At 43.0% G+C, this 16,764-nt stretch carries 23 protein-coding genes; 12 read left to right on the forward strand and 11 right to left on the reverse strand.

Features of this window, described 5'->3' with window-relative positions:
• Positions 1-296: 296 nt before the first annotated feature.
• Both ERX29_RS04900 and ERX29_RS04905 read right to left on the reverse strand, forming a co-directional pair.
• The gene (locus tag ERX29_RS04900; protein ID WP_133443583.1) at positions 297-515 is read right to left on the reverse strand and encodes a hypothetical protein; all 219 of its coding nucleotides are present in this window, start codon (positions 513-515) and stop codon (positions 297-299) included.
• A 332-nt stretch (positions 516-847) separates the two neighbouring features.
• Complete coding sequence (locus ERX29_RS04905) at positions 848-2,293, reverse strand: EVE domain-containing protein (RefSeq protein ID WP_165981081.1); 1,446 nt, start codon at positions 2,291-2,293, stop codon at positions 848-850.
• Positions 2,294-2,408: 115 nt separating this feature from the next.
• On the opposite strand from ERX29_RS04905, the gene ERX29_RS04910 reads away from it, so the two are divergent.
• Positions 2,409-3,956, forward strand: a complete 1,548-nt coding sequence (locus tag ERX29_RS04910) for a glycosyl hydrolase family 28-related protein (protein ID WP_133443585.1) — start codon at positions 2,409-2,411, stop codon at positions 3,954-3,956.
• 251 nt (positions 3,957-4,207) lie between these two features.
• Here ERX29_RS04910 and ERX29_RS04915 read toward each other — a convergent pair whose 3' ends face one another.
• Complete coding sequence (locus tag ERX29_RS04915; protein WP_133443586.1) at positions 4,208-5,182, reverse strand: YeiH family protein; 975 nt, start codon at positions 5,180-5,182, stop codon at positions 4,208-4,210.
• Positions 5,183-5,255: 73 nt separating this feature from the next.
• Here ERX29_RS04915 and ERX29_RS04920 point away from each other — a divergent pair, with 73 nt between their 5' ends.
• Positions 5,256-5,882, forward strand: a complete 627-nt coding sequence (locus ERX29_RS04920) for a thermonuclease family protein (RefSeq protein WP_133443587.1) — start codon at positions 5,256-5,258, stop codon at positions 5,880-5,882.
• A gap of 31 nt (positions 5,883-5,913) precedes the next feature.
• Here the strand turns inward: ERX29_RS04920 and ERX29_RS04925 are convergent, their stop codons facing one another.
• Both ERX29_RS04925 and ERX29_RS04930 read right to left on the reverse strand, forming a co-directional pair.
• Entirely contained in the window at positions 5,914-6,534 is a 621-nt protein-coding gene (locus ERX29_RS04925; protein WP_133443588.1) for a hypothetical protein, read from the reverse strand.
• 89 nt (positions 6,535-6,623) lie between these two features.
• Positions 6,624-7,679 carry a LysM peptidoglycan-binding domain-containing protein gene (locus ERX29_RS04930; RefSeq protein ID WP_133443589.1) on the reverse strand — a complete coding sequence of 352 codons (1,056 nt, stop codon included), beginning with the start codon at positions 7,677-7,679 and terminating at the stop codon, positions 6,624-6,626.
• Between the two features lie 423 nt (positions 7,680-8,102).
• Between ERX29_RS04930 and ERX29_RS04935 the strand changes: the two genes are divergently transcribed.
• From ERX29_RS04935 to ERX29_RS04965, 7 genes are all read left to right on the forward strand, one after another.
• A complete protein-coding gene (locus ERX29_RS04935) occupies positions 8,103-8,483 on the forward strand; it encodes a YkvA family protein (RefSeq protein ID WP_133443590.1) in 381 nt (126 codons plus the stop codon).
• A 57-nt stretch (positions 8,484-8,540) separates the two neighbouring features.
• A complete protein-coding gene (gene trhA / locus ERX29_RS04940) occupies positions 8,541-9,203 on the forward strand; it encodes a PAQR family membrane homeostasis protein TrhA (RefSeq protein ID WP_133443591.1) in 663 nt (220 codons plus the stop codon).
• A gap of 88 nt (positions 9,204-9,291) precedes the next feature.
• Positions 9,292-9,480, forward strand: coding sequence for a hypothetical protein (locus ERX29_RS04945; RefSeq protein ID WP_133443592.1), 189 nt, complete (start codon positions 9,292-9,294; stop codon positions 9,478-9,480).
• 54 nt (positions 9,481-9,534) lie between these two features.
• Entirely contained in the window at positions 9,535-9,729 is a 195-nt protein-coding gene (locus ERX29_RS04950; RefSeq protein ID WP_133443593.1) for a hypothetical protein, read from the forward strand.
• A 1-nt stretch (position 9,730) separates the two neighbouring features.
• Complete coding sequence (locus tag ERX29_RS04955) at positions 9,731-9,919, forward strand: hypothetical protein (protein WP_133443594.1); 189 nt, start codon at positions 9,731-9,733, stop codon at positions 9,917-9,919.
• Positions 9,919-10,128: a hypothetical protein gene (locus ERX29_RS04960; protein ID WP_133443595.1), complete on the forward strand. Its 210-nt coding sequence runs from the start codon at positions 9,919-9,921 to the stop codon at positions 10,126-10,128. The genes ERX29_RS04955 and ERX29_RS04960 overlap by 1 nt, the downstream gene beginning before the upstream one ends.
• Positions 10,121-10,330, forward strand: a complete 210-nt coding sequence (locus ERX29_RS04965) for a hypothetical protein (protein WP_133443596.1) — start codon at positions 10,121-10,123, stop codon at positions 10,328-10,330. Before ERX29_RS04960 ends, ERX29_RS04965 begins: the two co-directional genes overlap by 8 nt.
• Positions 10,331-10,573: 243 nt before the next feature.
• Here ERX29_RS04965 and ERX29_RS04970 read toward each other — a convergent pair whose 3' ends face one another.
• The 3 genes from ERX29_RS04970 to ERX29_RS04980 are packed head-to-tail and all read right to left on the reverse strand — an operon-like array spanning position 10,574 to position 12,804.
• On the reverse strand, positions 10,574-11,512 hold the full coding sequence (locus tag ERX29_RS04970) for a TcaA NTF2-like domain-containing protein (RefSeq protein WP_133443597.1): 939 nt from the start codon (positions 11,510-11,512) through the stop codon (positions 10,574-10,576).
• Between the two features lie 27 nt (positions 11,513-11,539).
• Positions 11,540-11,788 carry a hypothetical protein gene (locus ERX29_RS04975; RefSeq protein ID WP_133443598.1) on the reverse strand — a complete coding sequence of 83 codons (249 nt, stop codon included), beginning with the start codon at positions 11,786-11,788 and terminating at the stop codon, positions 11,540-11,542.
• A 5-nt stretch (positions 11,789-11,793) separates the two neighbouring features.
• Positions 11,794-12,804, reverse strand: coding sequence for a hypothetical protein (locus ERX29_RS04980; RefSeq protein WP_133443599.1), 1,011 nt, complete (start codon positions 12,802-12,804; stop codon positions 11,794-11,796).
• 167 nt (positions 12,805-12,971) lie between these two features.
• Here ERX29_RS04980 and ERX29_RS04985 point away from each other — a divergent pair, with 167 nt between their 5' ends.
• Positions 12,972-14,135 (forward strand): MFS transporter, encoded by a 1,164-nt coding sequence (locus tag ERX29_RS04985; protein WP_133443600.1) that lies wholly within the window; start codon positions 12,972-12,974, stop codon positions 14,133-14,135.
• Here ERX29_RS04985 and ERX29_RS04990 read toward each other — a convergent pair.
• A complete protein-coding gene (locus ERX29_RS04990) occupies positions 14,122-15,117 on the reverse strand; it encodes an aldose epimerase family protein (protein ID WP_133443601.1) in 996 nt (331 codons plus the stop codon). The genes ERX29_RS04985 and ERX29_RS04990 overlap by 14 nt on opposite strands.
• A gap of 262 nt (positions 15,118-15,379) precedes the next feature.
• On the opposite strand from ERX29_RS04990, the gene ERX29_RS04995 reads away from it, so the two are divergent.
• Positions 15,380-15,664, forward strand: a complete 285-nt coding sequence (locus ERX29_RS04995) for a hypothetical protein (protein ID WP_133443602.1) — start codon at positions 15,380-15,382, stop codon at positions 15,662-15,664.
• A gap of 65 nt (positions 15,665-15,729) precedes the next feature.
• Here the strand turns inward: ERX29_RS04995 and ERX29_RS05000 are convergent, their stop codons facing one another.
• Positions 15,730-16,023: a hypothetical protein gene (locus tag ERX29_RS05000; protein ID WP_133443603.1), complete on the reverse strand. Its 294-nt coding sequence runs from the start codon at positions 16,021-16,023 to the stop codon at positions 15,730-15,732.
• Between the two features lie 45 nt (positions 16,024-16,068).
• Positions 16,069-16,452, reverse strand: a complete 384-nt coding sequence (locus tag ERX29_RS05005) for a helix-turn-helix domain-containing protein (protein WP_133443604.1) — start codon at positions 16,450-16,452, stop codon at positions 16,069-16,071.
• Between the two features lie 81 nt (positions 16,453-16,533).
• Between ERX29_RS05005 and ERX29_RS05010 the strand changes: the two genes are divergently transcribed.
• Positions 16,534-16,764: a helix-turn-helix domain-containing protein gene (locus ERX29_RS05010; protein ID WP_133443605.1), complete on the forward strand. Its 231-nt coding sequence runs from the start codon at positions 16,534-16,536 to the stop codon at positions 16,762-16,764.

Genomic DNA, 16,764 nt, shown 5'->3' on the forward strand with positions numbered 1-16,764 from the left:
CCTTTGTATTGGATTTGGATGTGTATTACTACCTCCAACCATTATAAAGGACTTTTTTTGTACAGAAAATAAATTTTTAGAATATTCCATTTAAAACCGTAGGTTGAAATATTTTTATGCAACACTAGTGATCTCAAATATTTTTATGATTTTGTCACATATCCCTTATTTACAGATATATTTTTTTTATTTTAGTTGCTTTTTTATTAGTATATTTTATTTTATTTTTCGATCTGATGACTGTTGCTTGCAATTGAATTGATGTTAATAAAAAAACCTTAATCAGCATGGATCGATTATTGTTCACGCTTCCGTTCAACAATAATATAGATACCGCCGATTAAGGTAATGAGTAGAGCCGCTGCTACTGCATTGACGTCTAGCTTGCTGTCACTTGAACTAAGCGACAACAGATGTTTATTGTAGCTTACTTCTCGCGCGAAGCTGTACTGAGAGTCAAGCAGTAAGGTAATGGGTATGAAATAACAGCATGTCCATATGATTTTTTTCAGCAATGACTCACCTTCCAATTCTGAATTTTCTGATATTTAATTATATCATACTCTTATTATTTTTAATATACAATAGAAAAACACTTATCTGATAAAGGATAAGTGTTTAAACAAGCGATGATTTTCTTTAGTGATATGAGGAGATTTGAATGACTTGATTGTGTTTCTGACTCATATAAGCGTTGTCTTATGGGTCAGATAAGTGGCACGCAGTGCAAAGATTATACATAGCAAACAATTTTATTTTTGATGACAGGTCAGCTAATCTTCAGACATATTTTATTTTTTAAAATTAAATATTAAACGATATTTATATTCTGTCAGGTATTCTATCGTTACTTTTTAAACTGATAGATTTTAATGAACGGATGCAAATAGGCCGGATAATGTGCTTTAATGTCCTCTGCTGTTTGAGTTGTTATACCGACGATGCGGAAGTCGGGTTTGATATTGAATGTCGCATGAGTACATCCGATTGTTGCGGGTTGGTTGTTATGCTGGAACGGCAGATGGACGGTCTTTCCTATCACTGCACCTAGCAATGGTTTCAAGGCAGCCGGGTCAAGCTGGTCGATGTCATCAATAATGAGTGTATTATCATCTAGATGTTTGGTCAGCACTCCTGGATGAAACTTGATCTGTTCGTCTTCGACATACTGTCCGTAAAGCGTGCCTGCTGTCCATGTCTTATCAGCTATGTAGTAAGGTGTATCATGCTCTAGATTTAAATAGTTTTTAACGACTTCATATGGCTGAGTCATCTGTCCTGCCATGAAGAGATGAATGACTTTCGGCTGAGCTGGTTGTGTCTGTTCTTTTTGCTGTTGTTTCGGCTGCTCTTCATACTTCCTGCCGCTTGGTGTGACGAATGTCTTCTTTGAGGTGACGACGGGTTTTACGGGTCTGTTCGCCTGCTTGATCAGTTCGTGAAGATACGGTGTTGTCTTCAGTGGTTCTACACGTTCTTTGTCTTCCCCTGGTTCGAGCATCACTTCATACTGCACTTTCGTCAGCTCCGTCACTGATTCATTCCAGTTCTCAGTAAGGAAATACTGGGCGCGGAGCATGGGTTCACGGTCAAGGTCATAGATTGTCTTCATCGGAATGTCTCCTAAATACTTGATGGATACAGCGGTTGAATCCGTCCGTCCCTGGATGACCGGCAGTTTCCGCATGCCGGACGTCACTTCTGCGACGCCGTATATTCCGCGTTCTGGTGCGGTTCTATAGATGATGACACGGTCGCCTTGCTGCATTTCTTTATAATGTTTGAAGCCGTTTCGTTCGATGCCGTTCACTGTCCTGACGAAGATGGTATACTCCGTTCCTTTGACGAAGTTCTCCATCTCTTTCATCATGAAGTAGCGATTGATCTTTTCTTCTCCTCGGCCGACTGCTAATATTTGCGCGTAGTCGTCTTCACTGAGTGGATTGAGCAGCTGCTCCTTCATGCGGTACAGTGCCGTCTTCAGCTGTTCGCTCCGTTCCAGGTATTCTTTTTTGAACGGCTGAAGTTTCTCTTCCAGCTTGAAGTGGATGATGATTTTGCCGCGTCTCGGCTCCTCATATTTGACGACTGTTCCTGCGCCGAGCAGTCCGACTTTGTTCTGCACCTGATAGAAGATGACTTTGTCACCAAGGCGTGCTCTTTTGAATGCAGTGTAGCCTTCCGACGGGTTGAAATGAACAGATGAATCGAAGACAGAAATCTGACCGGTTAAATCTTCTAGATGGTTGAAGCGGTTATAGCCGCAGTTCAACCAAAAGTAATGTGGGCTCATAGGTGCCTCCTTAATTGTATATAGTGCCATTATACTGAAATTACATTTTACGTGCATAGCCATATCTGTGAAACAAGGTAAATTGTGTTAAAATAGTGGGGGAAAGGGGTGTCATATGACGAATTCAGAAGAGACGCATACGAAGAAGAGAACATGGTTGCTGCCGGTCATCACACTGGTCATTTTAATCTTACTGGGAGTGCTGCTCATGAACTTATTTGGTGGCAACGACAATGCTTTAAAGCCTCAGAAAAAAGTCATCGTCAATAATGATGCACCTGCTATTAAATCCGCAAAGAAAATATCGCTCGCTGATTTCGGTGCCAAGCCGGATGACGGTAAAGATGATACGGAAGCAATTGAAAAAGCGATTAAGGAAGCGACGACGGAAGCGATTGAACTTGAAATTCCCGCTGGAACTTATGAGACAAGCAGAACAATAGAAGTATCTGATATTAAAGGGCTTCATATTAAAGGAAATGGTGCAGTGATCAGGCCGAAAAACCCGATGACTAATCCACCAGAGTTCTATGCATTCCGACTGAACGGGATGGCAGATGATCTTATTGAAATGGAGATAGAAGGCATTACAATCGACGGCAGCCGTAACCCGCAGGACTTGTACTTTAAGATGAAGGACGAGAAGGACTTTTATAAAACACCGATGACTAAAGGATTCGCTGTGACGAATACGAAACAGCTGACCGTGCATGACGTGAAGTTTGAACATATGTACGGAGGCTATACGGTATTCGCGCAGGAATACAGAAATGTGGATATTCATGACGTGACGCTTGAGGACGTCGGTGGTGACGATATTACGGATAGTTTCGGAATGGCATTTTATTTAAGCGGTCATAAAGATGATGCAATCGTCAACATTGATAACGTCGTCTCGAATGCCAAGACATCGAAGCGGTCGAAGGAATATATGGGCTGGATCGGCGTCGTCTTTGAGAACGGTACGATTCAGGATGCCGACGAAGATAAATGGCTGAAAGACCAGAATACGACGTTCAATATTACAAATTCCGTATTCAATGATTACGAAACGACACTGCACGTTGAATCGACTTACGGCAATGTCTATATGAACAGCGACAACGTCAAAACGCGGGCGAAAAACTACTTTATCGCGGCCGGCGTGAACGGTGAGCTGAAAGAGCGCTCGAACAACGTCACAGTTGACCTGCTGCCATACGGCCGTAATGGCATCGTCCACGGTATCTACTATACAGAAGGCATGGACCCGAAGAAATACGAGCTGAACATGTATAACTCAACGGTCAACAACTTGAAGATTGACGGCAAACGCACACCGATTACAGCAGTATATGCCAACAATACGACAGCTACCTTCCATAACACGACATTCAGCGATGCCTCGGGACTGCTCGTTGCGAACGCGACGGGCACATTCATCGACAGTGTGATCAATCTATCAGATGATGCTAATCCGGATAAGCTGAGCGATTTCAGTGAGGATGGTCAGAAGATGAACCTTGGGAAATCAGTCGTCAATAAAGACGGCAAGACGAGCACAGCTAAGACAGGTGACGTCCCGCAGAAAGTCTTTGCGACAGGAAAAGCCGTGCCAAAACGTGATAATCCTTTAGCACCAGCAGATCTCGGTCGTGAAGCACAGCCGATTAAAGGTGAATAATTAACTATAGAGAAACCTGGGCCGCATTTGTTGTTTGCGGCCCAGGTTTTATTGATTTATTCAGTTTTAGATGAAACTTGACCTTCAGGAGCCGCTTGAAGGCCAGATCTCGAACCAAATTTAAAAATCTGCATAAACTTGACCTTCAGGAATAAAATCCACGACCATTATTCCGCTTCATTTTTCTGCAGTAAAATAGCGACAACTGCTAATACTATTGTAAAGATTAATTTTTTTCTCATATGATTCACCTACCATATTCCGAGTAGCTGTTGCATAATCAGCGCGGTCACGGTAACAACGAACCAGGTGATGGCACCAAGTAACACGGGCTGATAGCCGATTGCTCTAAATGACTTCAAGTTGACTGACAGTCCGATGCCTGCCAGTGCGATGGCGATCATCAATGTGGCGATGTGTTTGATGACGGTCACTAGTTCTTCCGGCAGCGGAACGATGCTTGCGAACACGCTTGCCATAAAAAAGTAAAGAATGAACCACGGAAATATCTTCTTGAGTGAAACTTTGCTTTCTTTCTGTTCACGCTTGACCTTTATCAGTACTAAAAGCAGACAGACCGGTACGATCATCAGTGCGCGGACGAGTTTGACGATGGTCGCTGTATCTCCAGCGTCCTTACTGAACGTGTAACCAGCTGCGACAACGCTGCTTGTATCATTGATCGCTGTACCTGCAAAGTAACCGAAGCCGGTCGATGTCATATGCAGCAAGTGACCGAGTGCCGGAAACAGGAATACTGCGATAATATTGAAGAGAAAGATGGTTGAAATAGAGAACGCAATCTCTTCGTCATCCGCTTCGACGATCGGACTTGCTGCTGCAATCGCTGATCCACCGCAGATGGCTGTGCCGACGCCGATCAATGTGCGGATGCGTTCCGGGATGCCCATCCACCGGCCGATGATATAGCTGCATAAAAGTGCTGCTGTGATTGTTGTCAGCGTAATCGGCAGTGACGACAATCCGAGGCTGACAGCTGTTCTGAAGCTCAACGTGAAGCCCATCAGTATGATCGCCCACTGCAGAATTTTCTTGCCGGAGAACTTGATGCCCGGTTCAAAGTCTTCCGGTATGCGGATAAACTGCCGGACGAGTATGCCGAGTATAATGCTGAACACTGCTGCTCCGATGAGCGGCACTGCATTTCCTAGTATCGTCGCAACTGCTGCCAGTACAGCTGTTAATAGTAATCCTTTAATTTTCATCAAGTCACCTCATCCCCTGTTATTCTATCATATTAATTAATGCTATAATGAATAAATATTTCGGAGGGATGTTATGAGAACTTACATAAAAATATTGCTGCTCACGCTTGCTGGTCTGCTCATGATGACGACAGCTGCTGAGGCAAAGAGAACACCGGTGACGTTCGACCGGGCGATAGACGGTGATACGTTATCCGTTAAGCAGAACGGCCGGAAGAAGACCATCCGATTGCTGCTGATCGATACACCTGAATCAAAGAAACCGAACACGCCAGTCCAGCCGTACAGTCTTGAAGCAGCTAAATATACCGAGTCACTTGTTAACACGTGCGACCTGTCCATTGAACATGATTCAAAAGGACGCTACGACCGCTATAAACGCGAACTTGTCTATTTGTACTGCGGCGATGATATGGTCAATGAACAGCTGGTCCGAAAAGGCTATGCCCGTGTCGGCTATATATACAGTCAGAAAGACTACTTATATGAACTGCAGGAAGCTGAGCGCTACGCCAAGCAGAAAAAGCTGAAGATCTGGTCATTGGAAGGTTACGTCAATGAAGACGGCGAAGGCTTCAACACAACGAAGGAAGAACGCGAAAAAGAAGTCGACATCGTCGAGAAAATTCGTCAGGCGCTCTACCGTATCGTCGACTCGGCGCTTGATACACTTGTGAAAGAACTGAAGAAAAACTTCTAGACTAAAAAAATCCATCCGCTGATGGATTTTTTTAGTACATTTCTTCTTTGATCAGCGGATGAACTTCAATTGCTTTCAGCTGATTGACATGCGAGTAATGATACACCGTCTCATACATGCGTTTTTCGTCTTTTTGCAGTCGTTCAACAGAAAACTGTTTCAACTTGTCATCTTCATCAAATATATACTCAATGCTGAATTCATCTACAGCTGAGCGATTCAAGTTCAATTCATCGAGCGCTTTGTCGTCTGTCAGCAGCTCGCGGTTTGAAGTGAAGACAATCTGATCTTTCTCTGTCGCTACATTGAAATAAGACCGGTAACGCTCAAGAAATTTCATCTGTTCCTCATATGTATTCTCATCGTTCAGCCGTTTGCGCTTAACGACCCTGTTTTGAGCAAGTATGTAGCGATCATCGCCTGTCATATATGTCACCGCTTTTTTTGTTGTCATCTGCATGCTGTTATCTTTATAATCCGCGGTCATAGTTGACTTCGAAAAACCCTCGCTGTCGTCACTCGTCATCTTCATATGATAGCTTGAGATACTGTCATTTGCGTTCAATACGCGTTCCATCTTCTTATCTTTCTCATCATCACTGCATGCTGCCATCAGCACCATCACCGCCAAAAATAGAAATAGTCTCTTCATATTAAATCCTCTCCATTAATTCTTATCTACCCCTTTAAAGTTAAGCATAACAAAAACACACCCTTAAACAAGGATGTGTTATTGAAGAATTAATGAATAAAGACGTATTGCGTCAGCTGGGCATGCGATAATGTTCTATAACCGACAACTCCAGCCGGTGTTAAGTAATTAGTTTCTGAGATCAGCACAGTACCATCTGCATTGACACGTTCAACGAACGCGACATGTCCTAAAGAACCTGCTGATGTTTGGGCGATCGCACCGACTTCAGGAAGATTGTTCACTGTATAGCCGTCTTTTCGCGCACCGTACGCCCAGTTGTTGGCATTCCACCAGTAAGTCGAGATGCCTTTACCGATTGCAGCGCGTTTGTTGAAAACGTACCATGTACATTGTCCGTAATCATACCAGTTAGGATGATTGAATACAGGAGATGTTGTTGTCTGTACAGGTGCTTTCTGCGCAGGCGGTGCTGTTTTAACTGGTTCAGTTGTCGTTACCGCACTCGATACGACCAGCTGCTGGTTCGGATAGATGATGTTAGATGTCAGTCCGTTCCATTGTTTCAGTTGTTCAACTGTGATACTGTACTGCACGGCAATTTTTGATAAGTAATCACCCGGCTGCACAACATACTTCGCCCCGCCGGAAGTTGTTGTTGATGTAGCTGGTGTCTTTGTGTGCGTTGTCGGTGTCTTGACAGGCGCTGAAGTGACTTGCCCGGAGATTTTCAGTTTCTGCCCCGGAAAGATCAGGTAAGACGATAGTCCGTTCAGTTCCATGATCTTCGTATAAGTCGTATCATACTTCATCGCAATCAATGATAAGCTTTCACCTGACTGCACGATGTGTGTACCAGCTGGTGAAGTCGTTGTTGTAGTCGTTGACGGCATCTGCTGTCTGACCGGCTTTTTCGCTGTTGGACGTGCTGTACCTGAAACAACTAGACTCTGATTCGGAAAGATCAGGTTTGAAGTCAAGTTGTTCAGTCTTTTTAACTCAGTCACAGAGGTGTTGTATTTGTTTGCAATTGCCCATAATGAATCATTGGCTTTAACTGTATAAGATGCGGCATCTGCCTGATGACTGTATGCCGCAGCTGCAGCTGTTGCTGTCGTAGCCATAATCAGTACTTTTTTCTTCAAACCAGGACCCTCCGTCTAGTGAAATTTTTAGATATGTCAACATTATGCCACATTTACCGACCTCATAACATTACAGTTTCCTTTCATTTCAAGGGATTCGAAGCTTTTGATCGCGACCTGGCACCCGAACACTCTAGATGAAAATGACTGCTAAAGTCTATCATATAGATGATTTTTCTGTTCGCCCCACTAAAATTTCCAATTCTTTCTATCATTACGGATATCAATGAAATGTAAAGATAAGGACGACATTCGAACCGCATGACATAAGTGTTCTACCTAATAAATTTTAAAAATATTTAAATTTTTTGACTAATGTAATATAATTGTAACATTTTCCGTCGTACAACCGGAAAATTGACTGAAACTATTATTAACATACGCTCATTACCATGCGATAATAGGTTAGAAAGGAGTCATTTGATGAATCAACTAAAAAAATTCGCTCGGCAGATGAAACGCCAAATGCTGACGTTATACTTTGCGGCGCAGCATAAAGATATGCCGTTTTTACTGAAAATTCTTGCCCTGCTCATAGTCAGTTATGCCATCAGTCCGATCGATCTGATCCCGGATTTTATACCGCTCATCGGAATCATCGACGACCTCATTCTACTGCCGGTCGGTATTTATATATGCTACAGATTGATACCGCCGCACGTCCTCAGAGAAGCTCGTGCGATGGACGGGGACATTGATATTAAGCATCAGTATGTCATCGCTCTTCTGATCATCAGCATCTGGGTGATTTTCATCTATTTCTTCGGTCGCGCTGCCTACAGCTATCTGCAGATTCATCTGTAACAAATTGATAGGCAGTTCGTGTTAAACTATCTATAGGTCAAATGAAAAGGTGATAACATGGAACAAGTCAATTACAACTTTAAAAATATACGTCAGCTGAAACTTGGAGAAGAGATCGGGAATTCGGTATCGCATGGTGTTCCGGCGTTATTCATACTGCTGACGCTCCCCTACTTTGCCGTAAAAAGCTATACGATGGGCGGTGCTGTATTTTCAGCAGGCATCTCCGTCTTTCTCATCAGTATCTTTCTGATGTTTCTGTCCTCGGCCATCTATCACTTGATGCCGCACAATTCCCCGCATAAATACGTGATGCGCATTATCGACCACAGTATGATCTACATTGCGATATCAGGAAGTTATACGCCTATCGCACTGAGCCTTGTCGGCGGCACATTCGGCTGGACGATCATGATTATTCAATGGGTCATTACAATCGGCGGGATTCTCTATAAAACATTGTCAGTTCATGTCAATCCGAAAGTGAGTCTTGCGATGTATCTCATCATGGGCTGGCTCGGTATTATTCTGTTTCCATTACTGTTCTCAAAAGTCAGTGCGACCTTTGTCATATTGATTGTAGCAGGCGGACTTGCCTACTCGGTCGGCACATGGTTTTACGCACAGAAATCACGACATTACTTTCATATGATCTGGCATTTCTTCATATTGATCGGTGCCGGATTCCATTTTGTCGCTCTATTGTACTATGCGCTGTAGCTTTGACTGACAGGCTGCACGTTATGTTTAAGGTATGCCATACGTGGTAAACATACACTATCAAATAAATGAAATGGAGTGATTGTTAATGGATTTCAACAAAGGTTTTGATGATTTGAAAGACAAAGGACAGCAGCATTTCGATGAAAATAAAGATGAATATACTGAAAAAGGTAAAGATTACGTCCAGGATAAGTTCGGCGGCGACAATGCAGATGCGGGGAAAGATATGGAAGCAGATGCAGATAGAGACGATACTTCAAGAGACGAAAAATAAGAACTGTGCACGTTGAGTGATCAACGTGCATTTTTTATAAGTGAGGGAACAATCATGAATTTTAACAGTGCGTTTGATGATGTCAATAATGAAGCCGGCATGAAAGAGACGTATCGTGACAGTAAAGAGCAGGATACGCCTTCTATCTCCTATCATGATCCAGAAGATAATAAAACCGATGACCCTGACTTTTTAGAACAGCTGATTGATGATTTATTTTTAGATGATGACAACAAAAGGAGTGAATGACATGGCTGAAGAACAATACGAAGGCTTAGAAACAGAACAAGACCAGCTGACTAATGAAACCATTACGAATGACCAGGAAGAAGCGGATTTAGTCAACGATTCATTAGATGTCGCACCTGATGCGGGTGTCCAGGAACTGGATCCCGATCCATTGATGGATAATGAGATGATTGCTGAGGACGACGAATAGTGCTTGAACTCTTTAATATTAGCGCGATGGAACTATTCATCGCGCTATTACCTCTGCTGATTCCAAGTTTACTGTTACTCGTAATGACTGGACTGCTGATCAAACAGCAGCGCAATCAGCAGCGTTTGATTCAGCAGAATGATGAAATCATCAGACTGCTGGTCAGACAGGACCGAAAAGATAACGACAGGAGGATTCACCATGACTGACAATAACGATAAGACGAAGCAATATGACAGCAGTATTGACGGTATCGACCCACCGGAAAGTGGTACAGCAGTACCTGACCAACTGACTAAAGATTATGATCAAAGCATTGACGGCATTGACGTTGACGGCAACGGGCTCGTAGAAGAACAAAAAGACCGCTTCACTGATAATGCGCACTATAAAGACGGCGTCGGAGAGTAAAAATAATATTTAACTATTAAATTTTCTACGAAAAGAAACACCTTGACGTCCAAGGTGTTTCTTTTCGTAATTGAACTATTTTATTTAACTTAGAGATCATTATATAGAATCGAGAAATATTATTGATTGTGCGCACCGAGATGTTCAACCGGCTGACGCCTGCGGGAACAGCGCGTGCGCGAGACCGTGGCTCGCGCCGTGCCCGCGGCAAGCATGCCGGTGAAACATCGAAGATAATAATGCTTACTCTGCTACTACTTCTTTTGAGTCAATGTATACTTTAAATGACTGCAGCAGGTTTTCGTGAGGAAGATTTCTGTCGATGGCCTGGATATGGTAGTAGGAACCTCCAGCATCTTCTTCAGGCTGTTCACTAGTGTAAGTGAACTTTACGTCTGCATCATCATTATAATCTTCCACAGCTTTTCTATATCGACTCTCTACAAGCTTTTGAGCTTCCTGTACAGTCATATTTGTCGCAGGTTTTTCCGTGGCTATTTGTTCTTCCTGCGATTCATTGGAATCTGTCCCCGCACATCCTGCGCAATCTGTTTGAGTCTCTTCTGTTGTCACAGCTTCTGTCGATGGTTGTTCGGTCGTTGTATTTTCACTTGTCGGGCTTTCACTCGTTGGAGCTTCACTTGCCGGCTGCTCAGTTGTCGCTGTTTCCTGATTGACTCGCTGCACTGACTTGTCGTTAAAGTCTGTGATGAGCATGGTCTTCTCCGCTTTGTCGTAACTTAAGTCAAAGACAGTGACCACTTCAGTCAGCTGCTCACCTGTTGCTTCAGATGACATGACGCGGGTAACGGTCGCTTTTGTCTTGCTCCCTTTAACTGTCACGTCTTTGATCGTAAACCGCTCTATGTAATAATGGTCGAACTGCCCGGATTTAATCGTTTTTTTAATATATTTTTCTGCTTCAGAATTCTTTTTGATATATTTGCTGATCTGCTTGTATTCTCTTTCATTGAATGCACGAGGCATCGCTTTTAAATACGCTGTCAGCTGCTTCTTCGTAAGCGTTCGGTAATTTACTTTCACTGGTTTTTTGACAGCCTGTTTGTCCTGCTCTACTTGTTCTTTCTTCGCTGCCCCTTCTTTGACCTGCTGTTGTTCTGACTGTCCTCCGCACGCACTTAGCAGTACAGACAGCATCAGTAATGCAGTTAACCGTTTCATAAGACTCCCTCACTCTCGATAGTTGTGTTAAATATTACGGTCAGTCATCACTTTTATAATAAGCAGGATGATAAACGCCGTTACGGCAATCAATGTCCATGGACTTAATAGTTTTTCCAAAGCGTCAGGCACGCTCATGTTATACCATGTGATGCGCAGAACCATGAGCAGCACTCTATGCAGCAGTATGAGTCCGACGAGCAGTGTCAACGTCAGTCCACGCCGCGCATAGTACAGCATGCCGATAATGAATAGAATGGTCAGCAGTAATTCCATCGTTATCAGTTCTGTCTGAAGACGTCAAAGTTGATGACTTTCTTCTCTTTTTCTTCTTCTTCGATTTTTTCGCGTTCAACAGCTGATTCTCTCACTTCTTCGACTGTCATACCACCGTATATCCATAGGCGTGTTGTTTCCAGTGCTTTAATGTACAAGGATTCGAACATTTCGAATTCCTGGTCGGTCAAGTCTTTAGCGAACATATTAATGAGCTCTTCCATCGTCGCATTGGCATCATTGCTTGCGACAATGAGAAATACAGCTGAATCCATCAATTCTGCGCGGTCTTCTTCCGGCAGTTCAGTTGTATGAGTCATGATGAACGCTAACAGATCCTTCATCTCCGCAGTATGCTGATGGTGCAAAGGACCGGAGAATTGACCGAGTTCTTCAAGTGTCGCTGGATGGTAGTAATAATTCGGAGAATAAGGCGGTGTCTCCTTACCGTCATATCCTTCGTAGATGGCCGGCATCATGATGACATCATTCAGTCGTTTCAGGCCAAGAATATCGATCCATTCATCAAGTTTTTCAACCGGCAGCTGTTCGCCGAAATACGTCTCATAGAGTTGCGCGATATGCTGCTCATGGACGTACCCGTATAGAAAGATAATGCCGGTGACAAATGTCTTTTCATTGTCCACTTGTGTCCGGCGCTCTGCAATCGCCTTGAAATCAAGTGTTTTGATCTCGTCGATTAAGTCAGACGGCACAGTCAGCCCTTTCTTACTTTCGAACATCATTAAAAACTGCAGTGTGAACGGCATACGTTCTCCCGGCAGCGGGATAAATTCATGACCGGCATTGACCGCGCGCATGTAAACTTCATACTCATCATCCGGCATGACCGTCAGCATATGAGACATGTAATCCTCAGTCAGTACTTCCTGGCGGATGGACTCAATCAGTTCAATCCTGTGAATATCATTGACATTCTCTTTTTCAAACAAGTGACTGTATATAAACTTTAAATCCTGATCGCTTAAATTCATCAGTGCTTCTCTATAATCCATTGCTATCATTCCCGTTATTATATTTTGTTTTCATTATATGTTAATTGAGCTTAAGAAACAAAGAAAGATTTAGAATATTTCGTATTTACTTTATCAGCGCTATCCAGTCATCTTGCTTGACGGTACTGTACTATCCGTCATACTGGAATTAACATAAGGAGGCTGCTATGCAGAAAAATATCACTCTTACTATTTTACTATCTATTATGTTCATCATTTTTCTCGGTATCGGACTTGTTATTCCAGTTCTTCCGTCTATTATGAATGAACTTCATATCAGCGGTGCGGTTGTCGGTTACTTAACCGCTTCGTTTGCATTGACCCAGCTGGTGATTTCACCGTTTGCCGGACGTGCTGTCGACCGCTTCGGCCGAAAGATCATGATCATCACAGGGCTGATCATCTTCAGTTTCTCTGAATTATTGTTCGGACTTGGTCGGACCACTGAATGGCTGTTTCTGTCACGTATACTCGGGGGGATGAGTGCCGCGCTTATCATGCCGGCAGTCACTGCCTTCATTGCTGATGTCACAAGTATTCAGGACCGCGCGAAAGCGATCGGCTATATGTCAGCTGCCATCAGTACAGGACTGATCATCGGACCAGGTATCGGCGGCTTTCTCGCAGGGTTCGGATCACGTGTTCCGTTCTTTGCTGCTGCAGCTATCGCACTACTCATCGCTGTCACCTCGTGGCTCATACTGAAAGAACCGAAACGTCAGACAATGTCCGGTGAAACTTTAATGCAGGAGAACAGCTTTAAGAAGCTGATGAAACCAGTCTTTCTCTTTGCCTTTATCGTACTGCTTATTTCGTCGTTCGGTCTTGCTGCCTTCGAAGCGTTTTTCAGTCTATATACTGATCACAAGTTCGGCTTCACTCCGTTCGATATCGCTGTAGCTATAACTGGTGGTGCAATTGTCGGTGCAGCAAGTCAGATTCTGCTGTTTGAGCGCCTGACACGGAAAATTGGTGAGATCAATATCGTCAGATGGTCAATTGTCATCTCTATCGTGCTCGTACTCATGATGACCATCGTGACGTCATACTGGATGATCATGCTCGTTACATTCACCGTCTTCATCGGTTTCGATCTGATTCGCCCGGCTATTACAACTTACTTGTCGCGCATCGCAGGAAACGAGCAGGGATTTGTCGGCGGCATGAACTCATTCTTCACGTCTCTTGCCAACGTGCTCGGACCGATTATCGGCGGCGTGCTCTTTGATATCAATTTGAATTATCCTTACTATTTCAGTGCTATCGTACTTGTCCTGTCACTCATTATTACGTTCTACTGGCGCACTGACAATCAAGTCACTGAACGGTGAAGCGATAAATCGTCGCTGACTGAAATGTCTCTGAACCGATGACCCGGACTTCACCAAGTTCGGGCTGATTGATGGCGTCCGGCAGCACTTGAGTTTCAAGCGCAATGCCATAGCCTTCCTGTACATGGAAACCATTGCTCGCAGTAAAGTCCACTCCTCCAGCTGAATACACGACAACTGCCGGGCGGTCTGTCTGGATTTGGAGCATGCGTCCTGATTCAGGATCATGCAGTCGGATTCTAGTGTCGTCCGGATTACCGCCCAGAACGTAAGGTGTGTCGAGACCTGAAATCACCTTACCCTCAATACTGTAGTCAGCATCAGGTGTGATCAGCTGACCTGTCGGGATCAGCTCATTATCTGTTTCCGCTATCTTCTTACTGTTGATGTATAACAGATGGTTCATCACATCTGACGTCATACCGTTTAAGTTAAAATAGCTGTGATTCGATGGATTGAACAATGTATCTTCATCCGTAATCGCCTGGTAATGCACTGTCCATTCATTATTATTATTGATTGTATGCGTAATCTGAACACGCATATTACCCGGGTAATAGTCTTCTTCAGACTTCAGTTCTGTCGTCATCATAAGCGCGATTTCGTTCCCACTCTCGTGCTCACTGACTGCTGTGTCATATTTACGATAACTCATCCCATGTGTACCACCGTGCAGGTGATGATTTCCCAGATTCTGTTCGACTTCATATATGCGACCGTTCAATTCGAATGAACCGTTCGCGATTCTCCCCGCTACTCTGCCGATCGTCATGCCGAAAAAGCCGCTGCTGTCGATATAATCCTGCACTGTATCAAATCCGATAACGACGTTCTCCTGTTTTCCTTCTTTGTCCGGCATCATCACACTGTGCAGTGCTGCACCAAAATCGATAAAAGAAAATATCATATCATCTGTCGCTATACTGTACTTCGTAATGTCTTCTCCGTTAAATGAATCAAAACGCTCAGTTGTTACTTTCATATTATCTCCTCCTAATCACCATATATAAGCCTTTACCCAATTTTAAGAAAATAAAGGGAATAAGTGATTCTTCAAAGAAAGACTCTGTCAATTAGCTATAGTAATATAAATAAAACTCTATTAATCAAACATGAGGAATGCTATAAAAACTCGTTAAATATCTCACTATTTAATTCGAAAAATTTTATATTATTATAGGGCTATTCGTGTTACTATTACTCACAAGGTTGAACACTTTTTTAAAAGAGGAGGTTGAGTCTTAATGGAAATGCAGCGTGAAATAGAAATATTTGATTATCTCGGCAATCGCTGGATATGCTCCATATATAACAACGAAGACTACAGAAATGCTCCTTCTTTCATGCGACTACGATCCCGTACATTAGGATTCGACAAAATACTTGAAACTTTGGATGATGATCACACACTGATGAGAGTGCTGAAGTTCATTACTTATTATCATTATACTGCCGTTAAAGAAGACGTAGATCCTATCAGGATGGATTCTGATACTCTTATACAGATCAGCAGCGAACCTGTGCTGTAATAAATAAGCCGCACGACCTCAAGATTCTGAGGTTGTGCGGCTTATTTGATTGGTGTTAAATTTAGTTATCTTAACCCGGGAAATATGAGGACAAGAACGAACAGCAGCAGCATAACGCCGATACTGATGAAACCGAACTGCTTATCAGCAGCAGTCAATGTAATCGGCTGCTGGTCTTTAACCTGTTTTCTGTACTTACTGTTTTTCATACGGTTGACGACAACTAATATCAGCAGCAGAATCATCAATCCCATCAGATAAGGCGATTCCCATCCTGCAATTTTCAATGATAGCACGAGAATCGTACTGATAATCAAAGCGATGATATTAGCATAGTCCAGTAGCGTTAAAAATTTCATTGTTTCACTCCATCAAACTGTCATATTGATTAGTATAAGCGATAATTACAGTGATTCCAAAGAAATCCTTGTTTTTGAAATCAATTCAAACAGATCAATCCGGTAATAATCACATAGTTCGAGCAGCGTGCTGAACGGCACTTCTGTCAAAGTCCCCTCTTCTATACTTGCCATCTCTTCAGGAGACACTTCGAGGTGAACAGCTGCTTCTGTCAAAGAAATATTCTGACTTATCCGTTCTTCTTTCAGCTGTTCTCCAAGCGCTGCTACAAATTCCCGGTCATCTTTAAACATCGATACACCTCTCATCTGTACTATGACATTTGACACTATACAAAATAACAAATAACCAATTGCTCCAGCCTTTCTTTCTATCCATTTTAATATAAAGTAATATGCATTAAAACATGAACAATATTCAAATTCCATCAAGCATCATTTTTTAATGGCAACGTCTGACACCATATGATTAAATTTACTTAATATGTTAGAGAGAAAGAGCGTGAGAGAATGAAGCATCCTAAACTGGCTAACTTAAAATACATCGTCAATATTTGTACGCTGATCGGTAAGTTGCGCATACTCGCGGGCTATTCAATTGTAGAAGCAGCAGACTACGCTGAACTGACCGTAAAAGAATTGAGCGATATCGAAGCAGGATTAAACCTTGCAGTCGATTTCAATCTCATCGTCTCGTTGTGCCATCTGTATGGTGTAGATGTCGAAAAACTCGTCGCATAA

Origin of the sequence: Macrococcus lamae, from assembly GCF_004359545.1 — a bacterium.
Lineage (GTDB): Bacteria > Bacillota > Bacilli > Staphylococcales > Staphylococcaceae > Macrococcus > Macrococcus lamae.